Origin of the sequence: Flavobacterium pectinovorum (genome assembly GCF_006438875.1) — a bacterium.
Taxonomy (GTDB): domain Bacteria; phylum Bacteroidota; class Bacteroidia; order Flavobacteriales; family Flavobacteriaceae; genus Flavobacterium; species Flavobacterium pectinovorum_A.
Map to the genome: position 1 here is coordinate 148,715 of NZ_RCZH01000005.1, position 17,602 is coordinate 166,316.

The window sequence follows — 17,602 nt, forward strand, 5'->3', positions numbered from 1 at the left end:
ATGTTCTTACAAGGTGGTAAACAGAAGACACATACGCGTTAAAGTAATGCAATCCATTTATGCAATGCATCAGAGCGGTTCTGATAATATGGAAAAAGAAGAGAAGTTTCTTTTTTACAGCATAGATAATATTCAGGACTTATATCTTATAATGCTTTCTTCATTGATTGAAATTTGCAAAAAAGAATCTGTTTTTTTACATCTTTCAAGCAAAAAACATCTTGCAACTGCTGCAGAACGTAAACCGAACGAAAAGTTCATCAACAACAAAATTTTTCAACTTCTTGCCGAAAGTAATTCACTTAGCATTGCTTTGGAGAATCGTAAAATCAACAACTGGTCTTTGAATGATGATTATATCATTTTGCTTTTAAATGATATTAAAGCAAGCGAATTGTATTCTAAATACATGAGCACTACAGTTAATACTTTTGAAGAAGACAGACAATTCGTAATTGATTTGTTTGCTGATGTAATTGTTCCTAACGAAAAATTATATGAGTATTTAGAGGATGATAAATTAACTTGGGTTGATGATATTCCGGTTGTGAATACACATATTGTAAAACAATTGAAAGCGATCAAAACACAAGATCCTGACGACTTTAGAGTGCCAAAATTGTATAAAGATGTTGAGGATAAAGATTTTGCAAAAGATTTGTTCAGAAGAACAGTTTTGAACGAAGCTATTCTGGCAAAAGAATATGATGATAAAACACCAAATTGGGATAGCGAAAGAATCGCTGAGATTGATACAATTATCTTGAAAATGGCAATCTGTGAATTCTTGAAATTCCCTTCAATTCCAGTAAAAGTAACTCTTAACGAATATTTAGAAATTGCAAAAGAGTATTCTACACCAAAAAGTAGTATTTTTATCAACGGAATTTTAGATAATCTTGTTAAAGAGCTTACTGCTAATAAAAAGATGATTAAAGTGGGACGTGGTTTGATGTAAAATTGGTTAAATTTCAATTTTTAAATTCCAAATTCCAACGTTATCACATTTAGTGAAGTCGAAGAACTAAATTAAAAATAACAATATCAATCTGAGCGTCTCGAAATTTCGTGAGTACAGAAAAAAATATATTAATAAAAAACAACTAAATTAAAATTATGGGAAATTATACTTTATATATTCAATTAGGCTTAATGGCTGTGATATTTTACCTTTTTATCATTAGACCAAATCAGAAAAAAGCAAAAAATGAAAAAGAATTTGAAACTGGCTTAAAAGTTGGAGATAAAATTATAACTAAAAGTGGTTTTCACGGTAAAATTGTTGAACTTGCTGAAACAACAGTTGTAATCGAAACAATGTCTGGAAAATTAAAATTAGAGCGTTCTGCGATTTCTTTAGAGCTAAGTGCTTCTTTGAATAAAAAAGCTTAATTTTTTTTAAATTTCAATATTTAAAATCCCAAATTCCAAAAGGAGTTTGGGATTTTTTTTGTTTTTATAATTAGCGCAACGTATGTCCTTGCGAGGAACGAAGCAATCTCATTTGCAATTGACACAAAGTAAATCGTCAAAGAAAGAACGCGGATAACGCGGATTCGCCTTGCGAAGACACGGATTTATACGGATTTTTTTTCTTGCAATTAGTAACCACAATCTTGTCATCTTGAGGAACGAAGGATCTTCGTTAGTAGCTCGCCAAAGATTGGAGTTTAACTGTACGGAGTTTCATGTGGAGATCCTTAGTTCCTCAGGATGACATGCTTTGAGGCTACTATGTGTCAATTGCTAGTGAGATTGCTTCGTTCCTCGCAAGGACAAAAAATGCGTAAAAAAAACCTTTGTCAAAGTTTTTAAAACTTTGACAAAGGTTAAGTATGTTGTAATTGGTTCTTCGACTTCGCTCAGAGTGACATGCTCTTCGGCTTCGCTCAGAGTGACAAACTAATTGGAATTTGGCAATTTAAAAAAATTGGAATTTCCTAAATCTTACCTGTATTTATCATTCAACCCAATATTCCCTAATATCATCGGAATCACTTTCTCAATTCTGGAAAGCTTTGTTTTCTCTTGTTTTGCGGTTTCAACATATTCCAGAAACTCATATTGTTTGTAAGGACTGAATTTTTGAAAAGCTTCTGCTAAAGCTGGACTCTGATCCATTTCTTTTTGAAGAAGTTCAGAAACAATTGTTTCTTTTTTAGAAGGTTTTATGACTTTACCTTGTTTTTCGTTTTCTATAGCTTCTGCGATGTATTCTAAAACCTCTTTCTCATTTACTTCGCTTTTTGAAATAAATCTCCATTGACGTAAAGATTTTGTTTTGTCTTCCTGAGCGTTGATTAACCTCTTTTTTTCATCTTTTAAGAATACTCCGTTCAGAAACCAAATTGCAAAATAATTTTTAAAACCGCCAATTCCGATAACATTTCTTTTGTTGTAAACATAAATTGGACCGCCCCATTTTATGGTTTCAACCAGTTCAGTTTTGTCAATAATTGATTTGAGGAAAAGGAGTTCTTCTTCCCAATTATTGATTTTGTCCCAAACGTGTTTTTTATCAGAATCAGGTTCCATTTTTATCTCTTTCCTTTAGGTTTTTCAGGTGCGTCAAAAATGCCTTGAATTGCAGTCAATTCGGCAATTTTCACAATAACATCAGTTGCTTTTTGGATGCTTTCTGCAGGAACATATTCGTATTTTCCGTGAAAGTTATGACCGCCGGCAAAGATATTCGGGCAAGGCAATCCCATAAAGGATAATTGAGAACCATCGGTTCCGCCACGAATAGGTTTTATGATCGGTTTTATGTCTAATTCTCTCATTGCTTTTTCGGCAATGTCGACAATATGTTTTACGGGAAGTACTTTTTCTTTCATATTGTAATACTGATCTTTTACCACAGCAGTTACAATATCTTCCCCAAATTGCTTGGCGAATTTTTTGTTGATTTTCTTGGCAATTTTCCCAATTAAATCTTTTCTTTTTTCAAATTTGATTTTATTATGATCACGGATAATTAATTCCAAAACTGTTTCTTCAATACTTCCGGTTAAGTGATGAACGTGGAAAAAACCTTCGTAACCTTTAGTTTCCTGTGGAGTTTCTCCTTTAGGTAATTCGTTGATGAAGTCATTTGCAATCAACATTGAGTTGATCATTTTTCCTTTGGCATAACCAGGATGAACGCTTTTTCCTTTGAAAGTAATTTTGGCTCCGGCTGCATTAAAGTTTTCATATTCTAATTCACCAATCTGACTTCCGTCCATTGTGTAAGCCCATTGCGCGCCAAATTTTTCTACATCAAAATGATGTGCACCACGACCAATTTCTTCGTCAGGTGTAAAACCAATTCTAATTTTTCCGTGTTTGATTTCAGGATGCTGAATTAAATATTCCATTGCTGAAACAATTTCGGTAATTCCGGCTTTATCATCAGCTCCCAATAGGGTGGTTCCGTCAGTTGTGATGATTGTCTGACCTTTATATTGCAGTAAATCTTTGAAATAGTTTGGAGATAAAACAATATTTTTCTCTGCATTTAAAACAATGTCTTTTCCGTCATAATTGGTAATGATTTGAGGTTTTACATTTGCTCCGCTAAAATCAGGAGAAGTATCAAAATGCGATACAAAACCTATTACAGGTACTTCGTGGTCTACATTGCTTGGCAAAGTTGCCATGATATAGGCTTTGTCGTCTATAGTAACATCTTCTAAGCCAATTGTTTTTAGTTCTTCGACTAATTTATTGGCAAGATTCCATTGTTTTTCTGTACTTGGTGTAGTTTGTGAATTTGGGTCTGATTCAGTATCAATTGTTATATAACTGATAAAGCGATCTATAATATGTTGCATTTGTTTTATTTTTAGGCAAATATAAACAAATATTTAGGCGTTTTAAAGCTTTAGATAGTATAAGCTGGAAAAAAGGTTGTCACGAATTTCACGAATTTTCACTAATGAAATATGTTTTTGTATGTCTGGAAATTTGAATTTATTTAGTAGGGGAAAGTAGCCAAGAATTCACGAATTTTCACTAATGGAATATGTTTATATAGCTCAAAAAAAAATCCAATTTCACGAATCATAATTCGTGAAATTGGATTTTATATTTAAGTTGATTTGTGCTAATTCGTGCAATTTGTGGCAAAAAAAACTATTGAACGCATCTAAAACCAATATGATTGGCTGGTGATTTATAATCTCCTTTTCCTCTGGTTCCTACCATATAGCGTGTGCAGTATTGATCAGTACATAAAAATGATCCTCCGCGCTGTACTTTTTTAGGTAAATTTGGTTCTCCGGGATCATAAGAAGTATCTGGTCCTTGCGGGTTTTTAACAACTTGACCACTTTCGCTTATTACGGAATAATAATCGGCAGTATACCAATCATTTGTCCATTCCCAAACATTTCCTCCAATATCATAAAGACCATAAGGATTTGGTTCAAATTGAGCCGTTGGAGCAATACCAATATAGCCATCTTCGCCAGTATCTCCTTTTTCTATAGGAAAGTGTCCCTGATAGATATTAGCCTGAAATTTTCCTTTAGGTTTTAATGTATTTCCCCAAGCATATAACTGACCTGATTTTCCGCCACGTGCTGCAAATTCCCATTCTGCTTCTGTAGGTAATCTTTTTCCTGCCCATTTTGCATAAGCAGCGGCGTCATCATAAGAAACTTGTACGACGGGATACTTTTCTCTCCCTTTTATAGAGCTTCCGGCTCCTTCCGGATGTCTCCAGTCTGCTCCTTGAACATAACTCCACCATTGCATGTAATTATTTAAATTTACCGTGCTTGGAGTCGGGGTAAATACTGCCGATCCTGCAATTAGGTTTTCTAAGGGAGCATCAGGATATTCCTCATGAGTTGGTTTTTTTTCGGCTAAGGTTACATAACCTGTGGCTTTTACGAAAGCTTCAAATTGTTCGTTTGTCACTTCGGTTTGATCCATATAATAACCATCTACATAAACTCTATGTATTGGTGCTGCATCTTTTGTAACGCCTTTTATACTGCATAAACTTTCGTCTTCTACATTGCTTCCCATTGAGAATTCTCCACCGGGAATCCAAACCATTCCTTTTGGTGTTTTATTTGCAGCGGGTTTATTTTTGTTTTCTATGGTTGGTTTAAACAAAGAACTTTCAGAAGCATTTGGGGTTTCGGCACAATCCATTGCTGCCAACTTTTGTTTTGGAAAAATAAGTTTTGTGTAGCCGTAAGCAATTGAAATAATGGAGATTGTAAGTATTGCAAAAATCCAGTACGTTTTATTTTTCATTATGGTTATTTTTAATCGGATGGTAGTTATTAATAATAAGGATAAAGTTAAAAAAAATAACCTTATCAAACTCTATTTATTTGATAAGGTTACTGTAGTTTTTATTTATCTTTCTCAACATCAACGACTTCATATTTGTTTTTGCCGTCTACTTGAACTGGTTGATAATAAGTTTCTCCAAATTTTACATATTTAGCGTCTCCTATTGTAACTTCTTCACCACCTTCGGGTAAGTTGTCTACGAGTGTTCCTGCGGTTGGAGCAACTACCTTATATGTGCTGCCGTCTTTTTCATAATAGGTTCCTCCGTAATAATAGTTGTTGACGGTTCCGGTATTTACAGTTTCTGCGCCACTCGGAATATTATTTACAGTTCCGCCTACAGGTGCCGGTACAGCCGTATAACCTCCGCTTGACGGGGTGTACCAAACTCCCTGATCATAATGATATTGAGAACTTTCTACACTTACTACAATTGCAGTTACTGCCAGAGTAGCTACAACGAATCCCCATGGATGCCAAACCGGTCCCCAATAATAGGGATGATAAGGACGTGGATAATAAGGATGATAACTATTGTATCTGTAACCTCCATATACATAAGGCGGACGAACATAAGGTCTTGCGCCTGGTCTTACAACGGTGTTATGGTTGTTTTGAACATGTATACTATTGTTTACATTGATGTTTACGTTATTTTTATTTCTGTTGACAGTATTGCCACTAATATTGGTGTTTTTATTGCCAGTGTTATTTCTGTTTACTGTGTTTGAATTTCTATTATTTGTTGTTCTATTTCCAACTTTTGCGTTTGATCCGGTCGATGTTCTGTTAACTTTATTAGTCCCAGAGCCATTTGTTCCGGGTCTGTTGGCAGTTGTTGGTTTTTTAATTCCGGAACCTGAAGAAGGTCTGTTTGCAGGTCTTGCTTGATTTGCAGGTCTGCTTGCAGCAGGTCTTGCCTGACCTCCTCCGCCACCTCTGTGCCCACCGCCACCGCCGCCATGACGTTGCGCAATACTATCAAGTGAAATTAAAAAAAATGATCCCATCAGGCACATAAGTGCTGTTTTTCTAAGAGTCTTTTTTATACTTTTCATTTTCAGGATTTTATGTTCATTAAAATTATTAAAAAAAAATAAGAATATTACTAAAAGTTAAAAACATTTAACTTCAAAAATATCAGAATACTGCAGTTTTAATTTTCATACAAATACAATACCTCAATTTGTAATTTGCTGTTTTTTTAAGGTTTTTTATTATTTATAGCGAGATATCCCATTGTATTCTAAAACGCCATCCGGCTTCCAGAGGTAAGCTTTTGTCCTGAAAACTAAAATAACTAAATTCAGAGGTGAGTTTGTTTTTGTGTCCTTTAAAAAACCAGTTAAAAGCAACCGTCGTTTCGTTTTGCAAATTTTGCCTAATCGAATTATCAGGTCTGTATGCTGCATGTCTTCCTGCCATTTCCAAATGTTGGGGCCACCATTCAAAAGCATTATGAAAAAAATATCCAGCCTGAACGTAATATCCTTTTAAGGTTGTTGTCTTATCATCATTTAATTTGTCTGTAATTTCTTTAGTATGCCATTCGCTTTGCCATGAAAAGCCGCGGTACATAAAGGCGCTTTCCAAATTCCATTGATTTACGCGATATTGTCCCGGAGCCCCATTTTCATATCCTTCTAATGATCCACCGCCAGATTGAGAAAATCGGGTATATGGACTGCGGTTTGTAAGTGCCGAAAAGGCAATAATAGGCGTTGGTTTTTCGTGAAAATTTATATCACTGCCTTCAAAATCCAGAAATCGTCCTAAGAAATTCCATTGTGCCCGACCAAAATACATTAGATTATTATCATCATTTGTAGTATTTCCTCGTCCTGTTCCGGTTAGTGCGGCAGCCCAATAATTAAAATCGGCAATTCCTTTGCCTTTAAGATGCCCATATACTTCAACTCCCATTTGTCGATCTGCGGTAAAAGGCCTATTGATTAAGGATCTGTCTACCGTTTGCTGCTCGCCGGAACTGATAAAACGTTCTCGCGAAAACTCAACCTTCCATTGACCTGCTTTAAAACTTAGCCATTCCCATTTTTCGACCATAAGCCTAAAATCTAAAAGATTAGACTGGCTCAATTCATATTCCCAATAATATTTTAACCAAGGTTCAAAAGCATGACCACCTACTTTTAATCTGGCACGATTAATTTTGAAAGTGGTTTCTTTGGCTTGGCTGTAATCATCGTATGTCAATGGATCCTGATCGTTTGGAGTAGAAAACCTAAATTGTAAACGGCTTTGCAATTGGAAAAGAAATTTATTGTCTTTTGTTCTTAATTCAATTCCTTTATCACCATAACTTACATTAATCAATTTGGTTGTATCCTTTATTTGCTGCGCTTTTCCGGATAGAGCAATAATGAAAAATAAAAATACAGACAAGTATTGTTTAAAGGGTTTTATGATTTTTTTTATACTGTACATAGTATTGATTTGATTGTAAATAAGGCTTTGTTTTTTCGGCAAGTTTGGTTGTTTTTTGCCAAAGTTTTTGCAATTACTAGTCCGATTCCTCAACTATCATAAGCATTCCATTTAAAATCATACTAAAAGTTCCAAAAACTTCCTGCTCATCACCTAAAAGAAAGGAATTTTGAAAAATAACTATTTCGGTATGGCATTTTGTTATTGATTTAAAACCAAACAATTCTCGATATTTTAAAACAAGAATTTTCTTAATATCAAATAATTCAAAAATAAGTATTAAATGATTTAAAAAGCTTCTTGAAAGCCCTGACGTTGTTTCATTTTATAATTTGCAACGTTAAAAATTAATTTTTTGCTTATGATGTTACATCAGTAAATCTTTCACAGTTTGTAAGGATTAAAGTGCTTGATTTTATAATCGTTTTATATTTAGTACTTTATAAGACTCTTGGATTTGCAGACGTCGATTTAAAAACTGTTATGATTTGTTTTTTATAAAAATGATTCACTTTCAAGTATTATAATTAAATTTGCATCCGAAAAAACAACAACACTCTTATGTATAAATTGATAATTCGTCCGATACTTTTTTGGTTTGATCCAGAAGAAGTACATTATTTTACTTTTTCATTTGTTAAATTCATTTCAAAAATACCGGGAGTTTCGTCAATAATCAAATCGATTTACGAAGTAAAAGACAGTCGTTTAGAGCGTGAAGTTTTCGGAATTAAATTCAAAAATCCGGTAGGTCTTGCAGCAGGATTTGATAAAGATGCAAAACTATATAAAGAGCTTTCTGATTTTGGTTTTGGATTTATAGAAATAGGAACCGTAACGCCGGTAGGTCAGGAAGGAAATCCTAAAAAACGTTTATTCCGTTTAAAAGAAGATCAGGCAATTATTAACCGAATGGGTTTTAATAACGGAGGTGTTCTTGAAGCCGTAGAACGTTTGAAAAAGAATTCAGGAGTTTTGATTGGCGGAAACATTGGAAAAAATAAAGTAACGCCAAACGAAAATGCTGTTGATGATTATGTCATTTGCTTTGATGCTTTGTTTGATCATGTAGATTATTTTGTTGTGAATGTAAGTTCGCCAAATACGCCAAATTTAAGGGCATTGCAAGACAAAGAACCTTTGACAGCTTTATTGCAGACCTTACAAAACAGAAATGTAGAAAAGCAAAAAACAAGTACTCAGAAAATAAAACCAATACTTTTAAAAATTGCTCCGGATCTTACTGATGAGCAATTACTGGATATTATTGATATTGTAAAAACGACTCAGATTGCGGGCGTAATTGCAACAAATACTACTATTTCAAGAGACGGGTTGCAATCTGAAAATCAATCTGAAATGGGAGGATTGTCAGGAAAACCATTAACAAAACGTTCGACAGAAGTGATTCGTTTCCTTTCGGAAAAAAGTAATAAAGCATTCCCAATAATTGGAGTAGGAGGAATACATTCTGCAGATGATGCCATCGAAAAATTAAATGCAGGAGCAAGTCTTGTACAATTATATACCGGATTTATTTATGAAGGTCCGGCATTAATAAAAGCGATTAATAAAAAAGTTTTAAAACAATTGAAGCAGTAAAACCTGTACGATTAATGCCGTTGCAATAGCAGTTCCAAAACTAAGTAACGTACCAATTAAAACATATTCGGTAAGTTTTCGGTCTTTGGCTTCTTTTAAATCTCCAAACCTGAAAATAGATTTGGCTGCCAATAAAAATCCGATAGCTTCAAAATGTCCCGTGAGGATAAAACAGAATACAAACAGACGTTCTAATACGCCAATGTAGTTTCCTGCTTTGGCAAGAGAATTGTCGTCGTGACTGTTTTGAGTTTCGGGATTCCAGATCGAAATAATCGTTTTAATGATAATAGAAGTTGGTTTTGTGATGAATAAAACTCCGGTAATCAAAATCCAAAATTGATTATTGAACCATAAAAAGTTTATCGTTTCACCTTTATACAGAAACACAACGCCAACTAAAACTAAAACGTGCATAATTTGGTCAACTATAAACCAAGTGCGTTTGGTGTTTTCTTTCTGAAAATTCAGTTTGACTAAATCAATAATTCCATGAGTTACGGCAATTAAAATGGTGTAAGGTATAAACTGAATTTCTCCAACCAAAATTGCTGCTAAAACTCCGTGAAGGAGAATATGAAGATACAAGTAAATACTTTTGTGTTTTTTAGCTTCTTTGTCAGCGACCCAGGAATTGGGCTGCCAGATAAAATCTCCAAGTAAATGCGCTAAAAGTAGTTTTATAAATAAAATCATGGGGCGGTAAGTTGTTTTATTTGTTTTCTAAAATAACGATCTAAATTTTGTACCAAATCAAATTGAGCCCTTTTTTGTCGTCGGCTTACAGCAGCTTGATTGATACCTAATTTTTGTCCTAATTCTTCTTGTGATAAAGTTGGGTTTTCTATGGCAACAGCAACAAATTCTGCCGATTGTGCAAGCCAGTTGTCCATAAAAGTCAACGCCAATTGTATCATTAAATTCAATTTTTCATCAATATCAACATCGTCAGTTCGCATGGCAAGAGTTACTTTTTGTTTCTTTAAAGTTTCAAAAAGTTCTCCTGAGTTTATAAAAGCAGATCCATTACTCTCCGATATTTTTTCGGCATCATGAGTTTTATCTCCAAAACCAATACTCATTCTCGCATCAAGTTTTATAGCTCTCAAATGTGCTTTTATTAGTATGGCAGACCATAAAGCATCTTCGGGATTTTTAATTTCAACTTGAAATTCGTCACCTCTATAAACTTCCCATTGACTTGGCGTTGCTCCAAACGGAGCTAAAATGTTCTTCAAGCCTTCAACCCAATCTTTGGATTTTTGTTTTCTCGAGTCAATTATGTCACCTGTAATTACACTAGTCATAACAATTCAAATATAATTAAAAATATATAAACTTAATATTACAAATATACGTAATATATTTTAGTATTACTTTTTTTGGTAATATTTGTAATTATTACTTAATTGTGTAATAATATAAAGTATTACCATTTTTAGTAATAGAATAATTAAAAGAAAATTATAACTTTTATTTCTTTAAAAAAGAAACTAACTTAGCCCTTACAAAAGAATAAGCTTTGAACAAAGAAATCAAAATTATCGAATGTCCACGTGATGCTATGCAAGGTATCAAAACTTTTATTCCCACAAAAAATAAGGTTACCTATATACAGGCCTTGCTTCGTGTAGGGTTTGATACCATTGATTTTGGGAGTTTTGTATCTCCCAAAGCCATTCCGCAAATGCAGGATACGGCTGAGGTTTTGGCACAGCTTGATCTTTCGCAAACCACCAGCAAATTGCTGGCAATAATTGCTAATACGCAAGGCGCACAATTGGCGGCAGAGCATGAACCTATTCAATATTTAGGATTTCCTTTTTCTATATCTGAAAACTTTCAGATGAGAAATACGCATAAAACAATTGCAGAATCATTGGTTACACTCGAAGAAATTCTTGAAATCGCTGATAAAAAAAACAAAGAAGTCGTAACCTATCTTTCAATGGGTTTCGGGAATCCTTACGGAGATCCGTGGAATGTTGAAATCGTTGGCGAATGGACTGAAAAATTGGCAGGAATGGGTGTGAAAATATTATCGCTCTCAGACACCGTTGGCAGTTCTACACCGGAAGTCATCACGTACCTTTTTTCTAATTTAATTCCAAAATACCCGCAAATCGAGTTTGGAGCGCATTTGCATACCACTCCAACCAGTTGGTTTGAGAAAGTAGAAGCAGCATCAAATGCAGGTTGTACACGTTTTGATGGCGCTATTCAGGGATTTGGCGGATGCCCAATGGCAACTGATAAACTGACTGGAAATATGCCTACAGAAAAATTGATTTCTTATTTTACAGCCAATAAAAAAGTAACAGGTTTAAATTCTCTAAGTTTTGAAAGTGCTTATAATGAAGCATCAAAATTGTTTGGGAAGTTTCATTAGAAAATTAATTTAAAATCCTAGTTTAATGAAAGATTTTGAACTTTGGTTAGAATTTGAAGAAGTTGATCCAGGCAATTGGGATGTGACTAATGAGGCTTGTAATATTCATATTCAAATGAAAGATGGAAGAGAGTATGGAATAAATGTTTGGACTTATGATGTTTTTAAAAAAATCGTTGAATTAGATCAAAAGTGTGGAAATAATCTTAATGGTTTATATCTAATTCCGCCCGATTTATTTGTAAAAGAACTAACTAGAGATTGTATAGAAAAGACGATTCAGGATTTATTAGATATTGATGATCTTGAGAAAGTATTAAACACAAGTATAATTTCGAAAACTGATATTTGATAATAATGTATTAGCTTGTTACACAATAAAAAACTATATTTACTTATAGTAAAAAACATACAATAAGTAATCACAAAATAGTGTTGTTCATTATTTATTCAAACAAACCTAGCCATGAAATCAAATTTCATCAGCAGAATTTCTAAGCTTTTACTTTTAGCACCATTATTGTTTTCGTGTTCAAGTAGTTTAGATTTTGATCAGGTTAATGATCTCAAATTGAAACCTGTTTTTGTCGCCAATCTGGCTTATTTTGATATTCCTGCAACTCAGCTTATCAATGACGGAAGTGCAGAGCCGTTTGTTGACGTAAGCGAATTTAATGCGTTCAAGGACAAGTTTTTTAGAGATAATCTGGTAAAGGCAGAACTTAATTTTGAGATTGAAAACACTATAATTAGATCATTTCGAATCGATTTAATGCTTCTGGATGCTAACGATCAAATACTTGAAACAGATTCTTATCAAGTTCCGGCATATTCAGGAACACCCAATATTATAAAATTTCCAACAGAAGTATTCGAAAATGAAAGATTAGATCTTTTGAAAAAAACTGCAAAGCTTGGTTTTGTTGTCACAATGGATGCCGGACCTCCATTAGATATAAATAGTAAAGGCAATTTGAAATTCCGCTCAGGCGCAACTATTTATATGGAAATAGAATGAGAAAAGGATATTTGATTTTACTCGTAATTTTTCAGCTTTCTTGTTTCGCCCAAAACAAGCAAGTATTATATAATTTTACCTCAATTCCGCAATCATTATTAGTAAATCCGGGAGCAGATGTTTCCTATAAGTTTTATTTCGGAATCCCAATTTTATCCGGAGTTTCGGCAAATTTAGGATCGAGTAGTTTCTCAGCATATGATTTATTTGCCAATAATGGAGTCGACTTCAACGATAAAGTTCGAAATATTATCAGTAATTCATCCAATAAAGATAAAACTCAGGTAAACCAGCAACTCGAGATTTTCTCAGGAGGTTTTAGAATTGGCGGCAAAGAAAGTCAGTCTTATATTTCGTTTGGAGTTTATCAGGAATTTGATTTTCTAATGTATTTCCCAAAAGACTTAGCCATTTTAGCCGTCGACGGAAATCAAAACTACATAGGAAAAACATTCAACTTGGCCGATTTGAATCTTAGAGCCGAAGTGCTTTCAGTATTCCATGTGGGATTTCATAAAAAGCTAAGTGAAAAACTTGTTTTAGGCGGACGAGCCAAGATTTATTCCAGTGGTGCAAATGCTACATCGACCCACAATTCAGGATTTATTTATACAGGACAAAGTGTGGGAACACCCAATCTTTATAATCAGATAATATCATCAAATCTGGAATTAAAAACATCAGGACTCAATAAATTTACAAAAGACGAATATGAAGGGAGCGTTCCCAGTGATATCGCGCGCAATACTTTTTTTAACGGAAGTTTAGGTTTGGGGCTTGATGCAGGAATTACCTATTACATCAAAGAAAATCTACAGTTTACAGCCAGTATAGTCGACATTGGGTTTATAAAACAGTCAAAAGACGTAGAAACTCTGACCTATAAAGGTACCTACAGTTACAAAGGCGCAAACCCAAATTTTGATCCCGTAAACAAGCCTGAAGATGTTTTTGATCAATTCGATAAAGCGATTCCGCGCGACACTTTATACAATAAATACACCACTTGGCGGCCAACAAAATTATATTCTTCAATTCAATATTCCTTTGGTGAATCCCGATCTGATGACCAATGTAATTGTAAAGGAAGTATCAATAGGAGATATCTTAATGCAATTGGCGGTCAAATGTTTGCCATGACAATGCCCAGTGAACCTTATGTAGCCATAACCGCTTTTTATAAACGAAGTATTTTCGAAAAACTAGATCTTAAAGCTACTTACACAATCGATCCGTATTCGAATAAAAATATAGGTTTAGGACTTTCAGGAACACTCGGAAAACTAAATATGTACCTTCTCGTAGATAATGTTTTGGAATACAAAGACGTTTCCAAAGCCAATAGTCTGGCATTTCAATTTGGTTTCAACTTTGTTTTTCAGGATTCCGAAGACTGATTTTTACCATATAAGTTATATAAGTTCATTTAATATTGTTGTCGAACGAATTCAATTATCAGTTCGAGCGTCCCGTCCTGACCCCGTCCCGATCCCGAAACTTCGGGACGGGATCGGGCAATGTCATTAAGTTAAGGGGAAATCTATAAAATTACATAACAGTTTAATCAAGAAAGTAATTAGAAAAATCCGTTTTTATCAACATTTTCGCTTTAGCGAATCAGTAAAATCAGCGTCTAATTTTGACGCGGATAAAACAGATTTACTTCGTAAAAACGCGGATAAAAACGGATTTGATTAGCAATAATTTTATTTTTTTAAAGCTTAACTTAATGACATTGGCTTCGGGAGAGAACCTTCATCTTATAATTACTTACATAACTCATATTGTGATTTTTTTTAGAAGCAATTTCCAGCTGTACATTACAAGCACTCGAGCAAAACAACTTTTTTCTAAGGTTTTAAAAGAGCTTCCGCTGGTCGCTTTTTAAACCCACGAAAAAATGTAGTTTTACTTTTCGTGGCTTTCCATTTCCATCTGGGCTAGGCTCTGGGAATTTATAAGGCTTTTCTTGTAAAGTTAAATTTATGAATAAGTTAGTATCCAAGTTTCCAATTTATTCACTATATTTGCACGCAATTCAACTAGAAATTGCAACATGATAGCACACAACTCCAAGATTATCGGCGAAGGTTTAACTTACGACGATGTATTATTAGTACCTAACTACTCTAATGTGCTTCCTCGCGAAGTGAGTATCAAATCAAAATTTTCACGAAATATAACACTAAACGTTCCAATAGTATCAGCTGCTATGGATACCGTTACCGAAAGTGCAATGGCAATCGCTATGGCGCAAGAAGGCGGAATTGGTGTTTTACATAAAAACATGACCATCGAGCAACAAGCTGCGAAGGTACGAAGAGTAAAACGTGCTGAGTCAGGAATGATTATCGATCCGGTAACATTGCCAATGAACTCCACTATTGCAGACGCAAAAAATGCAATGAAAGAATTCGGAATTGGCGGAATCCCAATCGTTGACGAAAACAGAATCCTAAAAGGAATCGTTACAAACCGTGATTTACGTTTCGAAAAGAATGGTGCAAGACCAATCGCTGAGGTAATGACAAGTACAAACTTAGTAACTGTTGCCGAAGGAACTTCATTAGAACAAGCCGAAGTAGTTTTACAAGGACACAAAATCGAAAAATTACCGGTAGTAAATGCTAATTATGAATTAGTTGGTTTAATTACATTCAGAGATATCACAAAACTGACTCAAAAACCAATCGCTAACAAAGACGTTTTTGGACGTTTAAGAGTAGCTGCGGCAATTGGAGTTACAGGTGATGCCGTTCAAAGAGCAGAAGCATTAGTTGCTGCAGGAGTAGATGCAATCATTATTGATACTGCTCACGGACATACAGAAGGTGTTGTAAATACCTTAAAAGAAGTAAAATCAAGATTTCCACAAATAGATGTAATTGTTGGAAACATCGCAACTCCGGAAGCAGCTAAATATTTAGTAGAAAATGGAGCAGATGGAGTAAAAGTAGGGATTGGACCAGGTTCTATCTGTACAACTCGTATCGTTGCAGGTGTTGGTTTCCCACAATTCTCAGCAGTTCTTGAAGTAGCCGCAGCTATCAAAGGAACCGGAGTTCCGGTTATTGCAGATGGCGGAATTCGTTACACAGGAGATATTCCTAAAGCGATCGCTGCAGGTGCTGATTGTGTAATGTTAGGTTCATTATTAGCAGGAACAAAAGAATCTCCGGGAGAAACAATTATCTTCGAAGGAAGAAAATTCAAATCATACCGCGGAATGGGTTCTGTTGAAGCAATGCAAACAGGTTCAAAAGACCGTTATTTCCAAGATGTTGAAGACGACGTTAAAAAATTAGTTCCGGAAGGAATTGTTGGTCGTGTTCCTTACAAAGGAGAATTAAACGAAAGTATGCTTCAATTCGTTGGAGGTCTTCGTGCCGGAATGGGATACTGTGGTTCAAAAGACATTCCAACTTTACAAGAAACCGGACGTTTCGTTAGAATCACCTCAAGCGGAATTACAGAAAGTCATCCTCACAATGTTACAATTACAAAAGAAGCTCCAAATTATTCAAGATAATTTTTAGTTTTCATTATAAAACAAAAGGCATAAGATTTAGTTTCGTATGCCTTTTTTTATGTTTAATTTTTGCTAATATGAATGGTTTGATTAAAGTTGCTATTTGATTTTACTTTCAGTCCAAATGTTTCTTGCTTTAAGTCAAAAGTTAATCCTATATCTAACTTAAATTGTGTGGCAAAATGGTTAGGAATATCATATAGTAATTTTCCATTTCCGCCTCCTTCAGCATTTATGTTGTATTTACCGTCTAACATTGCAACATCCAAAACGTATTTTTGATCAATATCAAAATTAGCAGTTTGATTTGTAACACTGATTAATTTATAAATAGTTGTAATCTGCATATCCATAGAAAGGCCGGCAATTGGAATTTTAAGTGGAGTTTCTTGTGAAAATGATTCGCCAATTTTCATTTTTTTCTCCGGTAATGCAATTTGCGAAAACATACTTTGAATGGTACTAAGAAGGGTGCTTTTGAAAGATTCATCAAGATCTTTTGAAATAATTGAGTCTAATTTTGGCATTGTTGAAGTTGATGCAATTCCATAAAGTATTGTTCCATCAGGTATAATAATTTTGTTTTCTGAATTTGTAGATTTATTAAATTCTATAGTTACAGGGAAATTTCCATCTTTTGCGGTTTTACCAGTCTTACAAACCGATTCCATTATTGAAAAAGTTTTTGCCAGAGTGGGATTAGCAACGCCTTTATTCTTTAATTTTTCCAAAAGTTCATCAGAACCAATATAATGAAGTTCAGTTTCTGACGATTGCTCAAGAATTTGTGTATATACTGTTTGTGGAGCATATCCAATCTTAAAATCAAGAACTTGCCCTGTTTGTGCAAAATTGAAAATTGGGAATAATATTAGAATAAATAAGATGTTATTTTTCATGTTTTAGTTCTTTAAAGCAATCTTTTATTTAATGCTTTTTAGCAAACGAAAATAGAAAAATTAAATTGACTTAATGATAAGAGAAAACGATTTTATTTAAACCCGATAGGTTTTGAAAACCTGTCGGGTTTCGCAATCTTGTCATTTCGACCGAAGGGAGAAATCACACTCGATTATCGACAAGATTGACGACTTTCTTTGCGTCCAGAAGCTCAATGTCATTAAGTTAAGGGGAATCTATCAAATTACTTAACAGTTTAATCTAGAAAATAATTAGAAAAATGCGTTTTTATCAGCGTTTTCGCTTTAGTGAATCAGTAAAATCAGCGTCTAATTTTGACGCGGATAAAACAGATTTACTTCGTAAAAACGCGGATAAAAACGGATTTGATCTGCAATAATTTTATTTTTTAAAAGCTTAACTTAAT

General features: G+C 34.2%; 16 protein-coding genes. 8 read left to right on the forward strand and 8 right to left on the reverse strand.

The window, feature by feature from the left end; genetic code table 11:
- Positions 1–46: 46 nt before the first annotated feature.
- Positions 47–958 (forward strand): transcription antitermination factor NusB, encoded by a 912-nt coding sequence (nusB, locus tag EAH81_RS08850; RefSeq protein WP_140506018.1) that lies wholly within the window; start codon positions 47–49, stop codon positions 956–958.
- A gap of 158 nt (positions 959–1,116) precedes the next feature.
- The gene (gene yajC, locus EAH81_RS08855; protein ID WP_140506020.1) at positions 1,117–1,392 is read left to right on the forward strand and encodes a preprotein translocase subunit YajC; all 276 of its coding nucleotides are present in this window, start codon (positions 1,117–1,119) and stop codon (positions 1,390–1,392) included.
- Between the two features lie 555 nt (positions 1,393–1,947).
- Here the strand turns inward: yajC and EAH81_RS08860 are convergent.
- From EAH81_RS08860 to EAH81_RS08880, 5 genes are all read right to left on the reverse strand, one after another.
- Positions 1,948–2,535, reverse strand: coding sequence for a YdeI/OmpD-associated family protein (locus tag EAH81_RS08860; protein WP_140506022.1), 588 nt, complete (start codon positions 2,533–2,535; stop codon positions 1,948–1,950).
- A gap of 2 nt (positions 2,536–2,537) precedes the next feature.
- Positions 2,538–3,815 carry a peptidase T gene (gene pepT / locus EAH81_RS08865; RefSeq protein WP_140506024.1) on the reverse strand — a complete coding sequence of 426 codons (1,278 nt, stop codon included), beginning with the start codon at positions 3,813–3,815 and terminating at the stop codon, positions 2,538–2,540.
- Positions 3,816–4,116: 301 nt separating this feature from the next.
- Positions 4,117–5,250 (reverse strand): formylglycine-generating enzyme family protein, encoded by a 1,134-nt coding sequence (locus tag EAH81_RS08870; protein WP_140506026.1) that lies wholly within the window; start codon positions 5,248–5,250, stop codon positions 4,117–4,119.
- Positions 5,251–5,351: 101 nt separating this feature from the next.
- Positions 5,352–6,350, reverse strand: coding sequence for a DUF6515 family protein (locus EAH81_RS08875; RefSeq protein ID WP_140506028.1), 999 nt, complete (start codon positions 6,348–6,350; stop codon positions 5,352–5,354).
- Between the two features lie 163 nt (positions 6,351–6,513).
- Positions 6,514–7,737 carry an OprO/OprP family phosphate-selective porin gene (locus tag EAH81_RS08880; RefSeq protein ID WP_140506030.1) on the reverse strand — a complete coding sequence of 408 codons (1,224 nt, stop codon included), beginning with the start codon at positions 7,735–7,737 and terminating at the stop codon, positions 6,514–6,516.
- 561 nt (positions 7,738–8,298) lie between these two features.
- On the opposite strand from EAH81_RS08880, the gene EAH81_RS08885 reads away from it, so the two are divergent.
- Entirely contained in the window at positions 8,299–9,339 is a 1,041-nt protein-coding gene (locus EAH81_RS08885; RefSeq protein ID WP_140506032.1) for a quinone-dependent dihydroorotate dehydrogenase, read from the forward strand.
- On the opposite strand, the gene EAH81_RS08890 is transcribed toward EAH81_RS08885, so the two are convergent.
- Together EAH81_RS08890 and EAH81_RS08895 are read right to left on the reverse strand one after the other, a co-directional pair.
- Positions 9,319–10,035, reverse strand: a complete 717-nt coding sequence (locus EAH81_RS08890; protein WP_140506035.1) for a DUF3307 domain-containing protein — start codon at positions 10,033–10,035, stop codon at positions 9,319–9,321. The two genes, EAH81_RS08885 and EAH81_RS08890, sit on opposite strands and share 21 nt — an antisense overlap.
- On the reverse strand, positions 10,032–10,646 hold the full coding sequence (locus tag EAH81_RS08895; protein ID WP_140506037.1) for a SatD family protein: 615 nt from the start codon (positions 10,644–10,646) through the stop codon (positions 10,032–10,034). Before EAH81_RS08895 ends, EAH81_RS08890 begins: the two co-directional genes overlap by 4 nt.
- Positions 10,647–10,861: 215 nt before the next feature.
- Between EAH81_RS08895 and EAH81_RS08900 the strand changes: the two genes are divergently transcribed.
- The 5 genes from EAH81_RS08900 (at position 10,862) to guaB (ending at position 16,275) form a co-directional block, all read left to right on the forward strand.
- Positions 10,862–11,728 (forward strand): hydroxymethylglutaryl-CoA lyase, encoded by an 867-nt coding sequence (locus tag EAH81_RS08900; RefSeq protein ID WP_140506039.1) that lies wholly within the window; start codon positions 10,862–10,864, stop codon positions 11,726–11,728.
- 25 nt (positions 11,729–11,753) lie between these two features.
- Entirely contained in the window at positions 11,754–12,080 is a 327-nt protein-coding gene (locus EAH81_RS08905) for a hypothetical protein (RefSeq protein WP_140506042.1), read from the forward strand.
- A 114-nt stretch (positions 12,081–12,194) separates the two neighbouring features.
- Positions 12,195–12,746: a hypothetical protein gene (locus tag EAH81_RS08910; RefSeq protein WP_140506044.1), complete on the forward strand. Its 552-nt coding sequence runs from the start codon at positions 12,195–12,197 to the stop codon at positions 12,744–12,746.
- Positions 12,743–14,143, forward strand: coding sequence for a DUF5723 family protein (locus EAH81_RS08915; RefSeq protein ID WP_140506046.1), 1,401 nt, complete (start codon positions 12,743–12,745; stop codon positions 14,141–14,143). The genes EAH81_RS08910 and EAH81_RS08915 overlap by 4 nt, the downstream gene beginning before the upstream one ends.
- A gap of 659 nt (positions 14,144–14,802) precedes the next feature.
- Entirely contained in the window at positions 14,803–16,275 is a 1,473-nt protein-coding gene (guaB, locus tag EAH81_RS08920) for an IMP dehydrogenase (protein WP_140506049.1), read from the forward strand.
- Positions 16,276–16,337: 62 nt separating this feature from the next.
- Here guaB and EAH81_RS08925 read toward each other — a convergent pair whose 3' ends face one another.
- The gene (locus EAH81_RS08925; RefSeq protein WP_140506051.1) at positions 16,338–17,174 is read right to left on the reverse strand and encodes a hypothetical protein; all 837 of its coding nucleotides are present in this window, start codon (positions 17,172–17,174) and stop codon (positions 16,338–16,340) included.
- Positions 17,175–17,602: the final 428 nt, after the last annotated feature.

What these genes read in the sequence shown, in the direction of transcription:
- EAH81_RS08905 (WP_140506042.1), top strand. Translation starts at nt 11,754, where the DNA reads ATGAAAGATTTTGAACTTTGGTTAGAATTTGAAGAAGTTGATCCAGGC.
- EAH81_RS08915 (WP_140506046.1), top strand. Translation starts at nt 12,743, where the DNA reads ATGAGAAAAGGATATTTGATTTTACTCGTAATTTTTCAGCTTTCTTGT.
- guaB (WP_140506049.1), top strand. Translation starts at nt 14,803, where the DNA reads ATGATAGCACACAACTCCAAGATTATCGGCGAAGGTTTAACTTACGAC.
- EAH81_RS08870 (WP_140506026.1), bottom strand. Translation starts at nt 5,250, where the DNA reads ATGAAAAATAAAACGTACTGGATTTTTGCAATACTTACAATCTCCATT.
- EAH81_RS08890 (WP_140506035.1), bottom strand. Translation starts at nt 10,035, where the DNA reads ATGATTTTATTTATAAAACTACTTTTAGCGCATTTACTTGGAGATTTT.
- pepT (WP_140506024.1), bottom strand. Translation starts at nt 3,815, where the DNA reads ATGCAACATATTATAGATCGCTTTATCAGTTATATAACAATTGATACT.
- EAH81_RS08925 (WP_140506051.1), bottom strand. Translation starts at nt 17,174, where the DNA reads ATGAAAAATAACATCTTATTTATTCTAATATTATTCCCAATTTTCAAT.
- nusB (WP_140506018.1), top strand. Translation starts at nt 47, where the DNA reads ATGCAATCCATTTATGCAATGCATCAGAGCGGTTCTGATAATATGGAA.
- EAH81_RS08875 (WP_140506028.1), bottom strand. Translation starts at nt 6,350, where the DNA reads ATGAAAAGTATAAAAAAGACTCTTAGAAAAACAGCACTTATGTGCCTG.
- EAH81_RS08895 (WP_140506037.1), bottom strand. Translation starts at nt 10,646, where the DNA reads ATGACTAGTGTAATTACAGGTGACATAATTGACTCGAGAAAACAAAAA.
- EAH81_RS08880 (WP_140506030.1), bottom strand. Translation starts at nt 7,737, where the DNA reads ATGTACAGTATAAAAAAAATCATAAAACCCTTTAAACAATACTTGTCT.
- yajC (WP_140506020.1), top strand. Translation starts at nt 1,117, where the DNA reads ATGGGAAATTATACTTTATATATTCAATTAGGCTTAATGGCTGTGATA.
- EAH81_RS08910 (WP_140506044.1), top strand. Translation starts at nt 12,195, where the DNA reads ATGAAATCAAATTTCATCAGCAGAATTTCTAAGCTTTTACTTTTAGCA.
- EAH81_RS08860 (WP_140506022.1), bottom strand. Translation starts at nt 2,535, where the DNA reads ATGGAACCTGATTCTGATAAAAAACACGTTTGGGACAAAATCAATAAT.
- EAH81_RS08885 (WP_140506032.1), top strand. Translation starts at nt 8,299, where the DNA reads ATGTATAAATTGATAATTCGTCCGATACTTTTTTGGTTTGATCCAGAA.